Annotated in this window: 19 protein-coding genes; 4 read left to right on the top strand and 15 right to left on the bottom strand. The window is 61.6% G+C overall.

From position 1 onward, the window contains the following. Window positions 1-50: 50 nt before the first annotated feature. The 3 genes from ABIE32_RS03875 to ABIE32_RS03865 all read right to left on the bottom strand — a co-directional run bounded on the left by ABIE32_RS03875 (window position 51) and on the right by ABIE32_RS03865 (window position 2,790). On the bottom strand, window positions 51-482 hold the full coding sequence (locus tag ABIE32_RS03875) for a rhodanese-like domain-containing protein (protein WP_429014100.1): 432 nt from the start codon (window positions 480-482) through the stop codon (window positions 51-53). Between the two features lie 181 nt (window positions 483-663). Then, the gene (locus ABIE32_RS03870; protein WP_429014098.1) at window positions 664-1,734 is read right to left on the bottom strand and encodes a M48 family metallopeptidase; all 1,071 of its coding nucleotides are present in this window, start codon (window positions 1,732-1,734) and stop codon (window positions 664-666) included. Window positions 1,735-1,971: 237 nt separating this feature from the next. Further along, the gene (locus ABIE32_RS03865) at window positions 1,972-2,790 is read right to left on the bottom strand and encodes a lysophospholipid acyltransferase family protein (protein ID WP_429014095.1); all 819 of its coding nucleotides are present in this window, start codon (window positions 2,788-2,790) and stop codon (window positions 1,972-1,974) included. Window positions 2,791-3,696: 906 nt separating this feature from the next. Between ABIE32_RS03865 and priA the strand changes: the two genes are divergently transcribed. Further along, window positions 3,697-5,877, top strand: coding sequence for a replication restart helicase PriA (gene priA, locus ABIE32_RS03860; RefSeq protein ID WP_429014093.1), 2,181 nt, complete (start codon window positions 3,697-3,699; stop codon window positions 5,875-5,877). Between the two features lie 43 nt (window positions 5,878-5,920). Here priA and ABIE32_RS03855 read toward each other — a convergent pair whose 3' ends face one another. The 5 genes from ABIE32_RS03855 to ABIE32_RS03835 all read right to left on the bottom strand — a co-directional run bounded on the left by ABIE32_RS03855 (window position 5,921) and on the right by ABIE32_RS03835 (window position 9,257). Next, window positions 5,921-6,883 (bottom strand): AEC family transporter, encoded by a 963-nt coding sequence (locus tag ABIE32_RS03855; protein ID WP_429014091.1) that lies wholly within the window; start codon window positions 6,881-6,883, stop codon window positions 5,921-5,923. 239 nt (window positions 6,884-7,122) lie between these two features. Beyond that, the gene (locus ABIE32_RS03850) at window positions 7,123-7,482 is read right to left on the bottom strand and encodes a hypothetical protein (protein WP_224152994.1); all 360 of its coding nucleotides are present in this window, start codon (window positions 7,480-7,482) and stop codon (window positions 7,123-7,125) included. 103 nt (window positions 7,483-7,585) lie between these two features. Next, window positions 7,586-7,984 carry a roadblock/LC7 domain-containing protein gene (locus ABIE32_RS03845; RefSeq protein ID WP_224152993.1) on the bottom strand — a complete coding sequence of 133 codons (399 nt, stop codon included), beginning with the start codon at window positions 7,982-7,984 and terminating at the stop codon, window positions 7,586-7,588. Continuing rightward, window positions 7,981-8,553, bottom strand: a complete 573-nt coding sequence (locus ABIE32_RS03840; RefSeq protein WP_429014088.1) for a GTP-binding protein — start codon at window positions 8,551-8,553, stop codon at window positions 7,981-7,983. Before ABIE32_RS03840 ends, ABIE32_RS03845 begins: the two co-directional genes overlap by 4 nt. Beyond that, window positions 8,550-9,257, bottom strand: a complete 708-nt coding sequence (locus tag ABIE32_RS03835) for a hypothetical protein (RefSeq protein WP_224152991.1) — start codon at window positions 9,255-9,257, stop codon at window positions 8,550-8,552. Before ABIE32_RS03835 ends, ABIE32_RS03840 begins: the two co-directional genes overlap by 4 nt. A gap of 268 nt (window positions 9,258-9,525) precedes the next feature. On the opposite strand from ABIE32_RS03835, the gene ABIE32_RS03830 reads away from it, so the two are divergent. The 3 genes from ABIE32_RS03830 to ABIE32_RS03820 all read left to right on the top strand — a co-directional run bounded on the left by ABIE32_RS03830 (window position 9,526) and on the right by ABIE32_RS03820 (window position 13,302). Then, window positions 9,526-11,607, top strand: coding sequence for an ATP-dependent helicase (locus ABIE32_RS03830; RefSeq protein ID WP_429014085.1), 2,082 nt, complete (start codon window positions 9,526-9,528; stop codon window positions 11,605-11,607). 107 nt (window positions 11,608-11,714) lie between these two features. Next, a complete protein-coding gene (locus tag ABIE32_RS03825; RefSeq protein WP_429014082.1) occupies window positions 11,715-12,035 on the top strand; it encodes a hypothetical protein in 321 nt (106 codons plus the stop codon). A gap of 52 nt (window positions 12,036-12,087) precedes the next feature. Next, entirely contained in the window at window positions 12,088-13,302 is a 1,215-nt protein-coding gene (locus ABIE32_RS03820; RefSeq protein WP_429014079.1) for a phospholipase A, read from the top strand. Between the two features lie 5 nt (window positions 13,303-13,307). Here ABIE32_RS03820 and ABIE32_RS03815 read toward each other — a convergent pair whose 3' ends face one another. From ABIE32_RS03815 to ABIE32_RS03785, 7 genes are read right to left on the bottom strand one after another with little or no spacing between them, the layout of a single operon-like run. Next, window positions 13,308-14,183: an alpha/beta hydrolase gene (locus ABIE32_RS03815; RefSeq protein WP_429014076.1), complete on the bottom strand. Its 876-nt coding sequence runs from the start codon at window positions 14,181-14,183 to the stop codon at window positions 13,308-13,310. Window positions 14,184-14,196: 13 nt separating this feature from the next. Beyond that, window positions 14,197-14,595, bottom strand: coding sequence for a RidA family protein (locus tag ABIE32_RS03810; RefSeq protein ID WP_224152986.1), 399 nt, complete (start codon window positions 14,593-14,595; stop codon window positions 14,197-14,199). A gap of 24 nt (window positions 14,596-14,619) precedes the next feature. Beyond that, on the bottom strand, window positions 14,620-15,075 hold the full coding sequence (locus ABIE32_RS03805; RefSeq protein WP_224152985.1) for an acyl-CoA thioesterase: 456 nt from the start codon (window positions 15,073-15,075) through the stop codon (window positions 14,620-14,622). A 1-nt stretch (window position 15,076) separates the two neighbouring features. Further along, window positions 15,077-15,787 carry an ABC transporter ATP-binding protein gene (locus ABIE32_RS03800; RefSeq protein WP_429014072.1) on the bottom strand — a complete coding sequence of 237 codons (711 nt, stop codon included), beginning with the start codon at window positions 15,785-15,787 and terminating at the stop codon, window positions 15,077-15,079. Beyond that, the gene (locus ABIE32_RS03795) at window positions 15,784-16,557 is read right to left on the bottom strand and encodes an ABC transporter ATP-binding protein (protein ID WP_224152983.1); all 774 of its coding nucleotides are present in this window, start codon (window positions 16,555-16,557) and stop codon (window positions 15,784-15,786) included. Before ABIE32_RS03795 ends, ABIE32_RS03800 begins: the two co-directional genes overlap by 4 nt. Further along, window positions 16,554-17,555, bottom strand: a complete 1,002-nt coding sequence (locus tag ABIE32_RS03790; protein WP_224152982.1) for a branched-chain amino acid ABC transporter permease — start codon at window positions 17,553-17,555, stop codon at window positions 16,554-16,556. Before ABIE32_RS03790 ends, ABIE32_RS03795 begins: the two co-directional genes overlap by 4 nt. Next, entirely contained in the window at window positions 17,548-18,468 is a 921-nt protein-coding gene (locus tag ABIE32_RS03785; protein ID WP_429014068.1) for a branched-chain amino acid ABC transporter permease, read from the bottom strand. The genes ABIE32_RS03790 and ABIE32_RS03785 overlap by 8 nt, the downstream gene beginning before the upstream one ends. Window positions 18,469-18,592 lie beyond the last annotated feature (124 nt).

Below are 18,592 nucleotides of genomic sequence, written 5' to 3'. Positions count from 1 at the left end.
TTGGTGCTGCGGTTACACCTCGCCACGCTTGATCAGCCAAGCCTTTGATTTTACTGAAACCAAGGCAGCCCATGCAGGCGCCAGCCGCCCAGCCCGCCCCGTTGGCCTTGGCTGTTTGCGTCGCCCTCGAAGCCTTCAAGGATGTTATATGCGGCGAACCCCAGCTCGGTAGCGCGCTTTGCAGCCGCAACGGAGCGCACGCCGCTGCGGCACAGTAACAGGATTTTCTTACCTGCGCCTTGCTCGGCCACTTCCTGCAGCCGGGCGTCAAAATCAGGGTTCATCGCCATGCTTGGCCATTGCTTCCAGGCGAGGGGCACGGCGCCTGGAACCTGCCCCACCCAGGCACGCTCGGCATCGGTGCGAACATCCACCAGCACGGCTTCGCCGCTTTGCACCCATTGCCATGCCAGCTCTGGCGCAATATCACCAGCATAGCCGCTGGCGGGATGGATCTTTTGCTGCTCTGTGGTCAATGTCATTGCGGTACGGTCTCCATGCGGTTCTCGCAAACCAAGTCTCAACAAGATGCTTGCCGATGAGAATACACCGCCTGCATTGTTCACCGCTGTTTGCGCAAAATATTTTCAAATTTGATAGCTATCTGCGCATTTCTGCTGCGCTTCATCACTATTTTCCATCCAATCTTCGCCAAGATTTGGCTCATGCGGCCAGATCCCAGGGCGGCGCAGGAATCGACTTGAGCTGCTCGCGCAGTGCGCGGTGATCGGGCACTACCTCGGCCACAGTGTCCCAAAAGCGCGGGCTGTGATCCATCACACGCAAATGGGCCAATTCGTGCGCGACCACATAGTCGATGACGGCGGGCGTGTAGTGCATCAGCCGCCAGTTCAGCCGGATGGAGCCATCGGATTTGGCACTGCCCCAGCGAGTTTCAGCGCTCGACAGCCGCAGGCTCGTGTAATGCACACGCAGAAGCGGTGCAAAGTGAGCGAGCCGCGAGAGAAAATGCTGGCGCGCACTTTTCATGAACCAGGCCTGCACCAGATCCCGGATCTGCTCACGCCCGGCTGCACGCGGCAGGGCCAGGTACAGCCGCGAGGGACTGCCGGGTAGCTCGCTCTCCACCCGCCATACCGCACCGGCACGCGCCACGCGCTGCTCGCTGTCGATCACCAGTTGCAGCGGCTGCCCCAGAAAGGGCAGGGTTGCACCATCTTCCCAGCGGATGGTGGCGTTCAGGCTATGGGCGCGGCGGCGCTGCATTTCGCCCAGCTTGCGCACAATCCAGGCCCCCTTCTCCTGCAGCGCTTCGTCAATGCCATTCTGCGTGACCCAGCGCGGCGCACGCACCACGAGGCCGTCCTCCCCCACCAGAAAGCCAATGCTGCGCCGCTTGGCGCGCTGGAGCAGGTAGGCGATATGGGTGTCACCCAACAACACAGCGCGATTGGCCCCCGGGTGCTCGAATGCCTGTGGCAGCAGGGTGTGTGATAAGGATTCTGGCTCAGGCTCGGGCGGCACGGTTTTCGTAGACACCGCAGATGGCGTCTCCACACCTGCACCAGGCGCTGGCTGGACACCTGGAATCACCAGATCGGGCACTTTTTGCAGTGACGGCACCACAGACCTGTCGATCACCGGCGGCGGCGCCACAGGCACGGATGGGCGTGTACCGCCCTGCCCCGCCGCAGCCTCGGCAGGCGCCCTGGGCTCACTGCGGTCCCACAGGTCCAACGCCAGTTGCACCAGTCGGCGCACATCCGCGATCATGCCCACCTCCGTTGCACGGCTGTCCTGGCCCACTTCGGTGAGAAATACCCTTTTCCGCCCTTGGAAGTGCCCAGCCGCAGGTCTTGAACCATCGCGCGTTTTTTCCTGGAGCAGCATCGCGATAAAAAATAGCCACCAGCGCTTGAAATACAAGCGCTAGCAGCTATTGTTTTTATAGTTCTTTGTAGCGAGACTGAAGTATCGCAGGCAGGCAAGTGGACTCTCTCCGGTAAAAAATCAATCGGCAGAGGCATCGGCAGCAGACGCAGCCGGGGCGCGTTCCGCACGCGCGGGCAACGGCGGCTTGCCCACATAGGCCTCCGGGTCCAGGCGACGCATTTCTGACTCGATCCAGAATTCCACCTCAGCCATCAACTCGTCATGCTTGCGGCCCTTGCTGTCGATGGGTTTGCCCACCGACACATCCACCGTGCCCGGTTTCTTCACGAATGCCTTGCGCGGCCAGCACTTGGCAGAGGTCACGGCAATCGGCACCACCTGCGCGCCCGTCATGATGGCCAGGCGGGTGGCGCCGGTCTTGTAGTCGCCAGTCTCGCCGCGTGGAATGCGGGTCCCTTCGGGAAACATGATCACCCAGATACCCTGCCCCAGCAGGCGCTTGCCCTGTTCCACCACCTTGTGGAAGGCGCGGCTGCCGTCCTTGCGGTCAATGTGGATCATGTCCAGGCTGCCGATCGACCAACCGAAGAACGGAATCTTCAGCAGTTCTTTCTTGAACACATAGGCAAGCGGTACCGGCATGATGGCCGGCATCAGAAAAGTCTCGAACGTGGACTGGTGCTTGCACAGCAGCACCACGCCTTTTTCACTCCCCGGCTGGCCCTGCACCGGCAGATTCTCCATTCCCTGCATGCGCACCTTGATACCGCAGAACCAGCCTGCGCTATCGGCCGACAGCTTGAGCCAACGCCGAGCCACTGTATAGCGCGCCATGCTGCTGGCACCGCATACGCGCAGCAGCAGAATGGTCAGGGTGAACGGAATCACCGTCAGGCTCATGAAGAGCGTATGCAAGATCGATCGAATCAGGGGCATGGGTCAAGTGGCAAAGCAGCACATGACAGGTGCCATGTGCGAGTGCTAAATCTATCCAGGTGCGCAGGTCGGCAACCAACCGCCAATGAACGGATGTAGCCCGGGCACGCGGTCGTCAACGCATGATCATATCGGAAGCGAACCCACATTGACCGGGGATAACACAGAGGCCACGAAGCACCCCACCACAGCCCGAAGAACGACAACTGCAGTCTGCGGCAGCGCAGCAGCCAGGCTCTACACATTTCGGCCACCGTCATGATTAAAGAAAAATCAAAATATCTCATTGATTTTTATAGAAACAAATTCAACTACCCACAAGAAGAAGGGAGGTGTCCACAAGCTTGCACACAGCTTGATCAAAATGAGAAAAATCTCAATAAATTATTTACATATCAATGATTTATGGTGGATAAATCAGCTATTTCTAGAATAATTGTGGATAAATGACTGCTGGAAGCAGCGCCGTGCTGCACGCCACCCGTGCAGTGAGCGAGCACTTATGCACACAATGTGGAAAGCAGACCCACTAGCACAAAACAAGGCGCGTGAATTTGAAAATGCCTAGAGCGCGTATATAACTTATTGAAAAATAGAAATAAAAAATTTTGTCAACGAGGCAAAGGCCATGGGTGACAATCTGTGTTAGTGACTCGGGCACCTGTTGGCGGCTTGTATGTCAACAAAGTTATCCACAAATGCATCGGCCATTGTTGATTTACCTTGAAATTTATCTTGTGGGTAAGTTGTCCTACAATTTTCTCAATGCCTTCTCCGGGTTGCACAACTGGTAAAAATACCTAGGCTGGTGCACCGCGCTTGGCGTCCTCCTGAAATCAGAAGTCCCAAGCCCTACACTTGGTGCTTTGGTCCGCTCCGCCCACGCATCTCCTGTCTCTGCATTCCGTGCCCTTGCTTCTTGTCGCCGTCCATACGCCTGCCCATAGCGCCATCAGCGCTGCCAGCGAACTGCTGAGCTATCGCAGCGAACAGTTGCTGCCACGCGGCAGTCTGGTGCGTGTGCCCCTGGGCAAACGGGAAGTGCTGGGTGTTGTCTGGGGTGAGGATGACAGCTATGCAGGCGAGGCCAGCGCACTCAAATCCATCGCTGCCGTGCTCGAAGGCATTGCCCCCATGCCGGAAAACTGGTTGCGCCTGGTGCAGTTTGCTGCACGCTACTACCAGCGCAGTCTGGGTGAGATGGCCATCACCGCCTTGCCGCCCGCCTTGCGCGATTTGACAGCAGAGCAGCTGACCCGGCGACTCAAACGCAAAAGCCAGGCCGCGCCAACAAATACAGCCACTGACACCGCCTTGGCCTTGAGCCCCGAGCAAGCCGTTGTTTGTGCGCAGATCGATGCCAATGCAGGGCCATTCCTGCTATTTGGCAGCACTGGCAGCGGCAAGACCGAGGTCTACCTGCACCAGGCCGCGCAGCTGCTGCAGCGCGATCCAACTGCCCAGGTGCTGGTGATGGTGCCCGAGATCAACCTGACCCCACAGCTGGAAGCACGCTTTCAAGCCCGCTTCACGGCCCAGTTGGGTGAAAGCGCCGTTGTCAGCATGCACAGCGGCATGACGCCGCCGCAGCGCCTGAAAAGCTGGCTGGCTGCGCATACAGGCCAGGCCCGCATCGTGCTCGGCACGCGCATGGCGATATTTGCATCGATGCCGCAGCTCCAGCTCATCATCGTCGATGAGGAGCACGACCCCAGCTACAAACAGCAGGAGGGAGCGCGGTACTCGGCACGCGATCTGGCCATATGGCGCGGCCATGATCTGAATGCCAAGGTCATACTGGGATCCGCCACACCCTCGCTGGAGAGTTGGTGGGCCAGCCGCCCTGCCGGAACCGCAGGACCGCAGGATGCCGGCGGCCGCTACCTGCGGCTAGCCATGCCCAGCCGTATCGGTGTGGCCGGCGTAGGTGCTACCAGCTTAGGGGTGGCCAGCCCAGGTGCCACCGAATCCGGCGCAGGCGCCATGCCACGCCTGCGCATGGTCGATATGCGGCAGCAACCACGTCGCACGGTGTTCTCCGCTGCGCTGCTGCAAGCCATTACAGAACGTGTGGAGCGCGGCGAGCAGGCCTTGGTCTTGCTGAACCGGCGCGGTTTTGCCCCGGTGCTCTTCTGCGGCGATTGCGGCTGGAAAAGCGATTGCCCCCATTGCAGCGCGCACCAGGTTTTTCACAAGAATGACCGCACGCTGCGCTGCCACCACTGCGGATACACCCAGCGCGTACCGCACGCCTGCCCCAGCTGTGGCAACCCCGACATCCTGCCACTGGGCAAGGGAACCGAGCAGCTCGAAGAAGAGCTGGAGCGCCTGCTGCGCAACGTACAGCGCCCCGACGGCGATCCAGCCCGCATTGCACGCATCGATGCCGACACCACCAAGGCCAAGGGCGCACTGGAAGAAAAGCTGGCCCATATGCACGCAGGCGATGTCGACGTGCTGGTTGGCACGCAAATGGTGGCCAAGGGCCATGATTTCCGGCGCGTCACCCTGGTGGCCGCCGTGCAGCCCGATGGCGCCCTGATGTCCAGCGACTTTCGCGCGCCTGAACGCCTTTTCTCATTGCTGCTGCAGGCAGCGGGCCGTGCCGGGCGCGACGCTGCCTACGTGGCAGCGCAAGGCAGCAAGGTGGAAATGTGGCTGCAGACCCTGCAGCCCGACCATGCCGTCTACCGGGCGCTGCGCCGCTGGGATTACGCAGGCTTCGCCGCCCAGCAACTGGCGGAGCGGCGCGACGCTGCCATGCCACCATTTGCCCACCAGGCCATCATCCGCGCCGATGCCCGAACGCAGGAGGTGGCGCAGGGCTTTCTGCGTGCCGCTGCGGCTGCCGCAACCAGCCAGCCCATGCCCGGAGCGGAAGATGTATTCGTCTACCCGCCCATTCCGCTCGCCGTGCAGCGCGTTGCCAATGTGGAGCGGGCGCAGATGCTGATCGAGAGCCCATCGCGCAAGGCCTTGCAGCAATTCCTGCGCGCCTGGCAGCCCACGCTGCACTGGCTGCGCAGCCACCCGGAGCACAAAGCCTTGGTACGCTGGCTGGTGGATGTGGATCCGCAAGCTATCTAATCAATAGCAAACAGCGCTTGACATGCAAGCGCTACAGCCACTTTTATTGAAAAAATTCTACAAACCCACTGACCGCCAGCGTAAAGCTGACAAAGGCGAGCGCCGTGCTCACCAGAATGATGTGCGCAATGCGGCCGTTGTGCGCGCCATAGCGTTCGGCCAGCAAGGTGACATTGCTGGCACTGGGCAGGGCAGCCACCAGCGCCAGCACCATGACCGAAAAGGACGGCAGTGGCAGGCCCAGCGCAATGGCAGCATGGCCCAGCGCCAGCACCAGCAGCGGATGCACAAATAATTTGACCAGCGCCAGCGGTACATAGCTGCCTGGGGCCGCGTACTCGGCCTGCACCATCTTGGAGCGCGCGAGTACCGCGCCCACGGCAAATAACGCGACCGGCGTTGCCGCGCTCGCCAGCAGCCCGACCGTCTTGTCGATGGCCACAGGCAGTTGCCACTGCAGGTAAGAGGCGAGCGCGCCCAGCAGGATCGACCAGGGCATGGGATTGGAGAGCACGCCCTTGAGCGCCTTGCCCAGCGCCGGGCGGATATTGCCTGCAGCGCCATCCATGCGAGACAGGGCCAGGCCCAGCGAGGTTGTCATCACCATGTCCACCAGCATCGACAGGATGGCTGGCCCGGCAGCCGCCTCGCCCAGCAGCGCCACCAGAAGCGGCAGCCCCATGAACCCGGTATTGGGGAAAGCCGTGACCAGTGCGCCAAAGGCGCTGTTGTTCCAGTCCAGCCCGCCTCTGCGCGAGAACCAGACACAGCCACCCACCATCAAGAGCTGCACCAGCATGTACAGCAACAGCGTGGGAATATTCATCAACTGTGCAAACGGCAGCGACGAGCCCGCCTTGTACAGCATGCACGGCAGTGCAAAGAACAGCACGAAGGCATTCACCCCGGCGATGGCGGGCAGCGGAAATATGCCGCGGCGCGTGGCCAGATAGCCGCACAGCACCAGCGCAAAGAATGGAAAGGTGACAAGAAAGACAGACAGCACCCGCGTATTGTGCCGATGCCTCTGCGCTGCTGCTGTAGCGCGAGGGACCAGCGCGGGCTTTCAGGCACCCGGGACATCCCCAAAGCGCCCAACCCCGCTCACACCGCGCCTCTACCAGCGCAAAAAAGAGCATTCCTGCATCGATATAGCCCGTACAAATAGAAAAACCTGCCAGCGATGCGGCAGGTTCTGGGTATCGGCTATTGGCGAAACGAGCGCCAAGCGCTCGCTTCAAGGGATCAGATCGACACGAGCTTTTCCACATCTGCGCATTTGCGACGGGACAGCGCCAGATTGCTGCGCTGCTTGTCGAGCACCAGATACAGGAAGAGGCCTTCCTTTTGCGCCATGGGACGAATGATGTGGTACTGCGTGCCCAGGGTAATCAGAATATCGTCAATCGAGTCGTTGAGGCCGAGCGACTTCATCGTCTTGAGCTTGGCGCGTACCACCTCGGTATTGCCCGCCGCAGCCAGTTCGAGGTCCAGACCGGAGCCTGCGCTGCCCAACAGCATGCCGCTGGCGCTGTCCACCAGTGCTGCGCACATGGCGCCATCAACGGTGAGCAGTTGTGTCAAAGCTTCTTGTACCGATGCCATTCATCTCCCCTTCACGCACTGGCTGATTGTCGTCGCTGGCTCATTCGGCCAATGCAACGCATGGGCCAGCTTTCTCCCTGCCGGCGCCATGCAGGCGGCGCCATCAGGGTTTGTTCATTTCCGCACCGACTTCCGCAGCCGCCCAGAGCACACGGCCCAGGATGGCATTGGTATCGAGCACCATGCACAAAATACACGGGAACTCGGATGATACCGATTGAAACACAACCACGCCACTGTCGGTTTCAAACGTGAGGCGTTTGCAGCCCGCGTGGTTGATTTCCCGGCCTACGGCACGTGCCATCGCCATCAGCGAGCCGGCCATGGCCGACAGGCGGTTGAGCTGCAACTCGCTGTTCGTGCGCAGCGATGCGATCTCAAAACCATCGGGAGTGCTGAGCAGAGCAACACGAACCCCATCGACGGGCCCGATCAATTTATCCAGCGCCTGTTGGCCCGCTGTGACAACCTGGGCAGGGATCATGGGTTGTGATGCGGTCATGGATTCTCGCTTTGCAAAGACAGCATGGAAACTAGCACACTCATTACTTCCAGCATCTGGGCGCGATCACGGGGATCGGCCTGCAACACGGGAATCACGCCATAGCCGGCAGAATACACACCTTGCGCGAATGTTTCAATTTGTGTAGCGCCCGCGTCACGCGCGCTCAGAATCAAGGTGACAGGCGCCGTCTCCAACTTGCTGATCTCGCCGAGAATGTGCGTGGTTTCCGCCAGGCTGCCAGCGGCATTCACGTCGGCCATGATGAAAACACCCATGGACACCGACAACACCCATTGACGCACAAAGCTGAAACGCTCCTGCCCCGGGCAGCCGCAGATCTGGACGCGATCACCATCGCCCAGGTCGATTTCACCGAATTCGGTACCGACCGTGGTGAAGTCCTTGGTGTGGGCGGCAAGGTCGAGATTGCGCACATCCGAATGGGACATCAGCTCGCCACACAAGGTGCGCACGGCTGTTGTCTTGCCTATGCCCATGGGCCCACACAGCGCAATGCGGGGCAGCGCCAGCTTTTGCCGCGTGCCCCAGTCCAACTCCTGAATCATGCCGCTTTTCCTCCTCCGCGGATCCATCGGCTCAAACGGCCGAGTAATCCACCGGAGTGTACTGGCTCACGGCTTCCCGCAGAAGCAATTGCGCGCTGAGACGACATGGCGACACCACGCAGCACGCCGCGTTGACCCAGTTCCACCAGCATGTGGCGGGCGGTAGCGGAATCCATTCCGCTATGGGTGCAGAGTTGGGCAAGGGAAATAGGCTCGCGCGACAGCAGGGCCAGTGCCCGGATGCAAGCACCGGTGTTGAAGGGCGCGCCCATCGATACCCAGGATTTGAGCTGGTAGAGATATTCCTGCTTGGCTGCAGGCGCGGCGTCAGCCACCTGAGTCTGCGCACGCGCACTCCGGGCAATCACTTTCTGGCGCGCTTCCCAGTCCAGCAGAAAGACGGCGGCACGGTCCAGCGTATCGATCAGGTCGCTCAGCGTGTAGTTCACCTCCAGGCGCCCCGCCCAGGAGGCATTGCCCGTGAGGTTGCCCCCTACATTGCCGACGGTCACCACGCAAGGGCTGTTGCCCAGCGAAGAAACGACATCAGCCATGCCCTGGTCCACGAGAACCAGTTGAGCACGGTCTCGAGGCACCTCCTTCCAGGGAAGCACCGACTTGCGTGCAGCCACCCCGAACAGTTGCACGAAACGGTGCCTGACATTGGGGGTGAGCAAATCTGCGGAAATACCGGCGGTCTGCATGGATGTGACTCGTAACTTATTGTCTAAATTTATTAGCACTTTCGTTGAACAACAACGATGCTATCGCACATTCTAAAAGCTTGTAAGTTAGGCGCAAGTCTTTCGTCAAGGTGGAAAGCATCTACCTACATTGATTGACATTCAGCCCGGCGAAACGTGTGCTTTGTGTAACAAAAAAATATACAAAGTCCCATGTCTGCAGTCGGCGGAGCTTGCCGCTATTCTTCTGCACCTTCTTCATCTTTTATCCGCAAGGTTTCATCGCTCCATGGCAGCAGGCCTCAATCTCGCCCAATTGCAAGCAGTGCATTACACGCAAGGCCCTTGCCTGGTGCTCGCAGGTGCGGGCTCCGGCAAGACGCGCGTCATCACGCACAAGATTGCCCGGCTGATTGAGACAGGCCTTGCACCGCGCAAGATTGCTGCCATCACCTTCACCAACAAGGCTGCCGCCGAAATGCGCGAGCGTGCCAAGGGGCTGATCGGCCGTGCCGCCAATGATGTGCTGATCTGCACCTTCCATGCCCTGGGCGTGAAAATGGTGCGCGAAGACGGTCATGTGCTGGGCCTCAAGCCCCAGTTCAGCATCCTCGACAGCGACGATGTCGTCGGCATCCTGAAAGATGCGGCCGGAGGCACCGCAGATGCGGCCACCGCACGCCAGTGGCAGTGGACGATCAGCAAATGGAAGAACATGGGGCTGGACTACAAGGCGGCCCTCGCCCAGGCCGCCGATGACAACGAGCGCGCCATTGCGGTCATCATGCAGCGCTATGAAGAGCGCCTGACCGCCTACCAGAGCGTGGATTTTGACGACCTGATCGGCATGCCGCTGCGCCTGCTGCGCGACCACCCGGCCGTGCGCGCCAAATGGCAGGCCCATCTCGGCCATGTGCTGGTGGACGAGTACCAGGACACGAATGCCACTCAGTACGATCTGCTGAAGCTGCTGATCGGTGAGCGGGCCCATTTCACCGCCGTGGGCGACGACGACCAGAGCATCTACGGCTGGCGCGGTGCCACGCTCGATAACCTCAAGAAGCTGCCGGTGGATTTTCCGCAGCTCAAGGTCATCAAGCTGGAGCAGAACTACCGCTCCACCAGCGCCATCCTGCGCGCGGCCAATAATGTGATCCAGCCCAACCCCAAGCTGTTTCCCAAGACGCTGTTCTCGGAACTCGGCGAAGGCGAACCGGTGCGCATCGTGGATTGCGATACCGAGGAGCATGAGGCCGAGCGCGTCGTGGCGCGCATCATGAGCCTGCGCGCCAGCGCCAACCCGCCGCCGGACTGGAAGAACTTTGCCATTCTGTACCGCGCCAACCACCAGGCCAAGCCGTTTGAAAAGGCCTTGCGCCGCGCCAACGTGCCCTACAAGGTCTCGGGCGGCACCAGCTTTTTCGACCGCGCCGAAATTCGCGATCTATGTGCCTGGTTCCGGCTGTGGATCAACAACGATGACGATCCGGCGTTCCTGCGCGCCATCACCAACCCCAAGCGCGGCATCGGCCACACCACCCTGGGCCGGCTGGGCGAATTCTCGAAAGCGCACCACTGCAGCATGTTCGGTGCGCTCTTCAACAGCATGCTCGAAGACGCCATGCCCGCCAAGGGTCGTGAAAGCCTGCTGGAGTTCGGCCGCTACATCAACGACCTGGAATACCGGGCACGCCAGACCCGCGGCGCCGAGGAATCGCTTGCGTTCCTGATGGAGTGGCTCAAGGAGATTGGTTACGAACAGCACCTGTACGACGCCGAAGACAGCGAAAAGCTTGCGGCCGCGCGCTGGACCAATGTGCTCGAATTCTGTGAGTGGATGGCCCAGCGTGCGGGTGGCCAGACCTCGACGACCGCCGACATCACCACCACCAGCGAGGCCAAGAGCCTTCTGGAAGTCTCGCAGACCATCGCGCTGCTCTCGACCATCAGCGAGCGAGAAAAGGAGCAGGACATGGTGGTGCTGTCGACCTTGCATGCCAGCAAAGGGCTGGAGTGGCCCCATGTCATGTTGATCGGCGTCAACGAAGGACTGCTGCCCTTCAAGCTGGAAGACGACGAAGGCCGCCAGCAAAAAGTGACCGAAGACGTCGCCCTGCGGCTGCAGGAAGAGCGCCGCCTGATGTATGTAGGCATCACCCGCGCGCAACGCTCGCTGGCCGTGAGCTGGACCAAGCGCCGCAAAAAGGGACGCGAGCTTGTCTCCGCCCTGCCCAGCCGCTTTATTGAAGAAATGGGACTGGACCAAAGCACCGCCCGCGAAGACCCCCGCGAGAAGCTGCGCAAGCTGCGTGAGGAATTTGCCAAGAAGGCGCAGAACGCCAGCAACAATGCCAGTCCCGGCACCGTTTGATCCGCATGAATAAAACTATACTTTTAATAGCTGCAAGCGCTTTACTGGTAAGCGCATGCGCTACAAATCAGCAAAAACCACGTCCAGCCTGCCCCACGGCAGCCCAAATGGACCAGCCGGAGCTGCTGGGTCGCTGGACAGCCACCATGGATGGTCAGCCCGACCCCATCCAGCTGCAGCTCGCACCGCATCCGGAGTGGAACGGCACGGTCAAGGGCAGCATTGCACGCCCTGCGGGCCGATCTGTCGTCGTGGGCGATGTCAACCAGGGCAAGCTGACGATGGAAGAATCAGCGGACGGCAAAAAAGTGAGCGGCACCTGGCTCGGAGATGTGGTGGAAGGCAGTTGTGCACGCGAGATCCGTGGCGACTGGCTGGATGATAAAGACAACAGTGTCCCTTTCGTCATGCGCAAACAGCAGCAATAATGTGCGACCGTGCAGCCCCGCTCGCGTCTGCACGCACCTCCCTCCAACACCCATGAACACCACTTTCTTTGCGCGCACCCCGCTGGCGCTCGCCTGCTCTGCACTGGGCGCCTGCCTGGGCCTGCCCGCTGCCTGGGCACAGAATGCCTCCGCCATTGCAAGCAATACCACGGACACCGCCTGGCGCCAGTGCACCCAGCAGCAGGACAGCAACGCACGCCTGGCCTGTTTCGATCAGTGGGCGCAGCAGCAAAGCAAGCAAGTGGCGGCAGAGCCGACACCGGCTCCCGCATCCGCTGTAGCAACGGCCCCATTGGCCGCCGAGGCAAGCCCTGCCAGCACCGGCCTGCGCGCTCCCGCCACAGCGCTGGCGGCTACCGAAGAGATTGCGCCTCCCATTGGGGGTTGCCGTAACGATGCCTACACCGAGATGTCACGCTTCTGGGAACTGGAAGCCGGCACCGATTGCGGCAAATTCAGCTTCCGTGGCTACCGCCCGCTTTCCGTGTCGATTGCAGCCGGTGACCATGTCAACCAGCAACCGACCTCGGGCAACCCCGGCAACTCGGCCCCTACCGCCGAGCCTTACCAGAAGCAGGAAATGCGCATCCAGCTGTCGGTGCGTACCAAGCTCGCGCAGAATCTGCTGACCGACCCCAATGGCAAGCTGCGCGATTCGCTGTGGATCGGCTACACCGGTCTGTCGTACTGGCAGGTGTTCAACTCGGACATGTCGCGCCCCTTCCGCACCACTGATCATGAGCCCGAGATTTTCTATGTCTACCCCACTACGGCACAGCTGCCGTTTGGCTGGCGCTGGCGCTACAGCGGGGTGGGCCTGGTGCACCAGTCCAATGGCCAGAGCGATCCGCTCTCGCGCAGCTGGAACCGCACCTACTTGATGACCGGCTTCGAGCTGGACAACCGACTGCAGTTGCAGGCCAAGGTCTGGCATCGCATCAAGGAAAGCGCCGAGGACGACAACAACCCCGGCATCCAGAACTACATCGGTCGCGGCGAGTTGAAGCTGGGCTGGAACGTGAACCAGCGCAACTGGATGGGCCTCACCGCTCGCGGCTCGCTCAACGGCCACGGCAAGGGCTCGGGGCGCCTGGAGTGGATGCACACGCTGGGCGAAGGCTGGATGGGCGGCAAGAGCAATCTGCGCCTGCACGCCCAGCTGTTTCACGGCTATGGTGACAGCCTGATCGACTACAACTACAAGCGCACGGTGTTCTCGCTGGGCTTCAGCCTGCTGGATTTCTGACCGTTCTAAGCCGCCAGACGCACCAGCCGCTGGCACAGATCCGATTGCGGATCCTCCAGCCCGCGCAGCACCGAGAAATGGTCGCAGCCAGGCAGGGCTGCGTGCTCCGACACATTGCCCGCAGCCTGCCATCCGGCATGCATCAGCAGGGACTGGCGCTCGAACTCGCTTTGTTCGCGCCCACCCCACACCAGGTGCATCGGCGTGGCGCAACTGCGGGCGCCATACGCGGGGGAATTGCGGGTAATCACCCCTTCATCGAGCTGAATCAGAGGCTGCAGATAGCTGTAGCGTAACGGGGCAATGTCGTAGATACCGCTGATCAGGAGCGCACCGCGCAGCGGGTCATTGGGCAGTCCGTAGTCTCTGGCCCAGGGCGTTTGCAGGCACATGGCGCCCAACTGTCCGCCCGCAGAGTGCCCGCCCACCACCACCCGGCCCGGATCTCCGCCATAGGCTTCGATATGGCGGAAAACCCATGCCAGGCTGGCCCGGCACTGGCGCACGATTTCATCAACGCTGACCTGCGGGCACAAGGCATAGTTCACCACCACCGTGCAAAAGCCCAGGGCCTGCGGCCCCCATGCGAGACAGCTGAACTCCTTGGAGGTATTGGCCCGCCAGTACCCGCCGTGGAAGAAGACGAACACCGGAGCCGCCGCGCCGTCTGGCGCATGGAAGATGTCCAACGTCTCGGCCAGGGTTGCACCAAACGCAACGTCCAACTCACAGCGCAGTTGGGCCCGGGCAAGGGCACTGCGCTGCACAAAATGCTGGCGCGCCGCTGCCGGGTCTGCCACAGGCCGCAGCGGATCGTAGGCTGCGTCAATCTGCGCCTGCGATTCAAAATCGCGGTAAAGCTTGAAAGGCGAAGGAGCCACGGCAACCGCCCGCTCAGTTGGCATCCGGCACCACAGCCGTCACCTCGATCTCGACCTTGGCGCGGTCTTCGATCAAGGCCGCCACCTGCACCGCCGTCATGGCGGCGTTGAAGCTGCCGATCAGTTCGCGGTAGGCCTTGCCGATCTCGGCCTGCTGGGCCAGGTATTCCTGCTTGTCGGTGATGTACCAGGTCATGCGAACGATGTGTTCGGGCCGGGCGCCGCCTTCTTCGAGCACGGCCACAATGTTCTGCAGTGCCTGACGCACCTGACCCGCCAGATCATCCGTGTGGAACACGCCTTGCGCATCCCAGCCGATCATGCCGGCCACGAACAGCTGGCGCCCGGTGACCGTCACGCCATTGGCATAACCCTTGGGGCGGGGCCAGCCCTGGGGAAGTAGTACTTGCATAGCGATTCCTTTCCAGATCAAAAACTATTGCACGCCATCGCCCACCATCCAGCGCTCGATCGCCGCACGAATGGGAGCGGGCACAGCCACGGCTGCGTGGCTGTCCAGGTTGGTAAAGACCAGCACCTTGCGGGCCATCGCGCGCAGCACACCATCCGTGCCCATGCAGCGCAGCACCAGCTCCAGCGAGCGGCTGCCCAGCCTCTGCACGGCCAGATCCAGGTGCACGGCATCGCCCATGCGGGCGATGGCGCGAAAATCGCACTCCAGATGCACGATGGGCAGACCCGTTCGCTCCGGCCCCAGCATCTGCGCGTAGGGGTGCTTCAGCGCCTGGTTGAACCAGTCTTCCACCAATCCGTTGAACAGCACCAGGTACTGCGGGAAGAAAATGATGCCTGCCGGGTCGCAGTGAGCAAAGCGGATGCTCATGCTGCTGCGGAAAAACGGGCCGTGCTCGGGCCAGGTCAAGGCTGCCATTTCAGATTCCGATATAGCGCTGCCAGACCTCGGGCTGGCTTTGCAGCTGCGCCGAAGGGCCCTGCCACACCACCTGGCCGCGCTCGATGATCGTGTGGCGATCAGCCAGCCCCATCAGGCGCTTGACGTACTTGTCGATCACCAGAATGGTCTGCCCCTGCGCACGCAAGGCAGCAAGACAGCTCCAGATTTCCTCGCGAATCAATGGCGCCAAGCCTTCGGTGGCTTCGTCCAGAATCAGCAGGTGCGGGTTTGTCATCAACGCCCGGCCAATGGCCAGCATCTGCTGCTCTCCGCCCGACAGGCGGTTGCCCAGATTGCCCGCACGCTCAGCCAGACGCGGAAACAACGCGTACACCCGCTCCAGCGACCAGGGGTTTTCCGAGGCATTGCGGTTGGCGGCAAAGGCCAGCAGGTTTTCCTGCACGGTCAGATTTGCAAAGATCTGCCGCCCTTCAGGCACCACGGCCATGCCCATGCGTGCAATGCGGTCAGCCGCCAGCCGCTCGATGCGCTCGCCGCGAAAACGGATGCTGCCGCTGCTCGCCGGGGTGATGCCCAGCAGGCTGCGCACCGTCGTGGTCTTGCCCATGCCATTGCGCCCAAGCAAGGTGGCAACCTCGCCCGCTCCAATCTGCATGTGCATGCCAAAGAGCACCTGACTGCTGCCGTAGCTGGTCTGCAGTTGCTCGACTTCCAGCAGAGCCGTCATGGCGCCACCTCCTCTGCCTCATCGCCCAGGTAAGCACGCTTGACCTCGGCATGGTTGCGGATCTCTTGGGGCGTACCACTGGCGATCACCTTGCCAAACACCAGAGTCGATATGCGGTCGGCCAGGCGGAACACAGCATCCATGTCATGCTCAACCAGCAGGATCGTGGTATCCCCCCGCAACTGCTGCAACAGCGTCACCATGCTTTCGGATTCCTCAGGCCCCATGCCTGCCATGGGCTCGTCGAGCAGCAGCATGCGTGGCCGCGTGGCCAGCGCCAGCCCCACTTCCAGTTGGCGCTGCTCGCCATGTGCAAGCAGGCCGGCTGGTTGCTGCAGCTGGGCTGACAACCCCACCCGTGCGGCCACTTCGGCAGCCTGCGCATAGCGCGCGCTTTCAAGGCGCGCAGGGCGCCAGAAGCGCCAGCTCGAGCCATCGCGTGACTGCACGGCCAGCGCAATGTTCTCCAACACCGACAGGCGCTTGAAAATGCTGGTGATCTGGTAGGAGCGCACCAGCCCGCGCTGCACCCGCGCGGGCATCGCCATGGCGTGGATTGCATCGCCCGCAAAAAGTATCCGCCCCTCATCGGAAGCGAGGGCCCCCGACAGCTGGTGGATCAAGGTGGTCTTGCCCGCGCCATTGGGGCCGATCAGCGCATGGATTTCGCCAGCATGCACATCGAAGCTGGCATGGTCGGTGGCCGTGAGCCCGCCAAAGCGCTTGACCAGGCCCTGCACCTGCAGCAAAGGTGTCGCCACTGTATTCATGGCTTTCTCCACATGCCGCGCCGTAGGCTCAGCAATCCATTGGGTGCCACCAGCACCACGATCAGCAGCACCGCCCCCAGGCCCAGTTGCCAATGCATGGTGTAGGCGGCCAGCACCTCTTCCAGCAGCAGGAACACCGCAGCCCCCAGCAGGCCGCCATACAGATGCCCCACCCCGCCCAGAATGACCATGATCAGCAAAATGCCGGACTGCGTCCACTGCAGCATGCCCGGGCCCACAAAGCTGCTCTGGTTGGCCAGCATGGCGCCCGCCAGTCCGGCAAAGGCGCCGGCAATCGTGAAAGCCGCAAGCTTGTAGCGATAGACAGGAAATCCGATCGCGGACATGCGGATCTCGTTCTCCTTGATCGCCTGCAGCACATGGCCAAAACGCGCATTGAGCATGCGCGCCATCAGCAGCACGCAGAGGGTCACCAGCAACAGCACCACGTAGTAGAAAGTCGTGTCGTCGCCCAAATCCAGTCCAAAGCCAATCTGAGAACGGGCGGGCAGCGACAGGCCGTCGTCTCCGCCCAGGGCCTTGAACGACATGATCAGGTAATACAGCATCTGCGCAAATGCCAGGGTGATCATGATGAAGTACACCCCTTGCGTGCGCAGACTGATCGCCCCCACCACCAGTGCAAAGCCAGCCCCCAGCAGCATCGCCAGCGGCCAGGCCAGCCAGGCGGACGCCACGCCTTGCTGCATCAGCACGCCCACCGTGTAGGCGCCCAGGCCCATGAAGGCCGCGTGGCCGAAGCTGACCATGCCGCCAAAGCCGAGGATGAAATTGAGGCTTGCCGCGGCCAGCGCAAACACCAGCACGCGGCTGGCCACGCCAATGTAGAAATCCTCATTCATTGCACGGGCGAGCAGCGGCAATGCCACGAGCAGCAGAAAGACGGGCAGCATCACCCGCCAGTGAAGGCGATGATCCAGGATACTGGGCCGCGCGGGGCCGCTGGCAGCCGAGTAGGAAGCGGAAGTGTCAGTCATGGGCGGGAAACAGGCCTTGGGGTTTGTAGAACAGCACGGCTGCCATCAGCACATAGATCAGGATCGAGGCAACAGCCGGGCCCGCGTTGGCGGCAACATCCGGCCCCATGGTTTTTTCGAACAGCAGCGGCACCAGGGTTCGGCCTGCCGTATCGACCACACCGACCAGCAAAGCCCCCAGCAGCGCGCCGCGGATCGAGCCGATGCCGCCAATCACGATCACCACAAACGCCAGGATCAGAATGCTCTCGCCCATGCCCACCTGCACCGCCAGCAGCGGCCCAAGCATCCCGCCCGCCACGGCGCACAAGGCGGCCCCAAGCGCAAACACCAGGGTGAACAGACGGCGCACATTCGCCCCCATGGCGGTCGCCATTTCGCGGTTGGCGGCACCGGCGCGCACCTGCATGCCAAAACGGGTTCGCGTGACCAGCAGCCACAGCAGCAAGGCCACAAGCAGACCCACACCGATGATCAGCAGGCGGTACGCGGGGTAGGAGAAACCGCTCATCAATTCAACAGGCCCGGCCAGGGCCGCGGGCGGGTTCAGCATCAACGGCTGCGCTCCCCAGATGATGCGCACGATTTCGTTGCTCATCAGCAAGATGGCGAAGGTGCCCATCACCTGCGACAGATGGTCGCGGTGGTAGAGCCTGCGCAGGATGGTGCACTCCAGCAGCACACCCACCACCACCGTGGCGAGCACACCCAGGCCCAGGCCCAGCCAGAACGAGCCCGTGGCCTGGCTGAAGGTGGCCACCAGATAGGCACCGATCATGTAGAGCGAGCCATGGGCCAGGTTGATCATGTCCATGATGCCGAAGACGAGCGTCAGCCCGGCCGCCAGCAGGAAAAGCATCAGGCCGAACTGCAGTCCGTTGAGCGATTGCTCCAAAATCAAGATGGCGTTCATCGAAGTCGGCTATTCATGAAGGCATGGTTCAAGGCACATGCGACGGTGTGATCCAACCGCAGGCGCCGGGCAAGGGCCGCTTCGCAGCAGGGTGACCACCTCCTTTCCCGGTGACAGCCGGTGC

It is taken from the genome of Comamonas sp. 4034, from assembly GCF_050434545.1.
In the GTDB taxonomy this organism is placed as follows: domain Bacteria; phylum Pseudomonadota; class Gammaproteobacteria; order Burkholderiales; family Burkholderiaceae_C; genus Comamonas; species Comamonas odontotermitis.
Note: the sequence above shows the minus strand (reverse complement) of the source record. Positions and strands in the feature narration are given on the sequence as shown.

Coding starts and splice junctions, on each gene's coding strand:
- ABIE32_RS03790 (WP_224152982.1), bottom strand. CDS start 17,555: ATGACTGACACTTCCGCTTCCTACTCGGCTGCCAGCGGCCCCGCGCGG.
- ABIE32_RS03805 (WP_224152985.1), bottom strand. CDS start 15,075: ATGGCAGCCTTGACCTGGCCCGAGCACGGCCCGTTTTTCCGCAGCAGC.
- ABIE32_RS03865 (WP_429014095.1), bottom strand. CDS start 2,790: ATGCCCCTGATTCGATCGATCTTGCATACGCTCTTCATGAGCCTGACG.
- ABIE32_RS03850 (WP_224152994.1), bottom strand. CDS start 7,482: ATGGCATCGGTACAAGAAGCTTTGACACAACTGCTCACCGTTGATGGC.
- ABIE32_RS03830 (WP_429014085.1), top strand. CDS start 9,526: ATGGCAGCAGGCCTCAATCTCGCCCAATTGCAAGCAGTGCATTACACG.
- ABIE32_RS03800 (WP_429014072.1), bottom strand. CDS start 15,787: ATGACGGCTCTGCTGGAAGTCGAGCAACTGCAGACCAGCTACGGCAGC.
- ABIE32_RS03845 (WP_224152993.1), bottom strand. CDS start 7,984: ATGACCGCATCACAACCCATGATCCCTGCCCAGGTTGTCACAGCGGGC.
- ABIE32_RS03795 (WP_224152983.1), bottom strand. CDS start 16,557: ATGAATACAGTGGCGACACCTTTGCTGCAGGTGCAGGGCCTGGTCAAG.
- ABIE32_RS03835 (WP_224152991.1), bottom strand. CDS start 9,257: ATGCAGACCGCCGGTATTTCCGCAGATTTGCTCACCCCCAATGTCAGG.
- ABIE32_RS03785 (WP_429014068.1), bottom strand. CDS start 18,468: ATGAACGCCATCTTGATTTTGGAGCAATCGCTCAACGGACTGCAGTTC.
- ABIE32_RS03875 (WP_429014100.1), bottom strand. CDS start 482: ATGACATTGACCACAGAGCAGCAAAAGATCCATCCCGCCAGCGGCTAT.
- ABIE32_RS03825 (WP_429014082.1), top strand. CDS start 11,715: ATGGACCAGCCGGAGCTGCTGGGTCGCTGGACAGCCACCATGGATGGT.
- ABIE32_RS03810 (WP_224152986.1), bottom strand. CDS start 14,595: ATGCAAGTACTACTTCCCCAGGGCTGGCCCCGCCCCAAGGGTTATGCC.
- ABIE32_RS03870 (WP_429014098.1), bottom strand. CDS start 1,734: ATGATCGCGGATGTGCGCCGACTGGTGCAACTGGCGTTGGACCTGTGG.
- ABIE32_RS03840 (WP_429014088.1), bottom strand. CDS start 8,553: ATGATTCAGGAGTTGGACTGGGGCACGCGGCAAAAGCTGGCGCTGCCC.
- ABIE32_RS03820 (WP_429014079.1), top strand. CDS start 12,088: ATGAACACCACTTTCTTTGCGCGCACCCCGCTGGCGCTCGCCTGCTCT.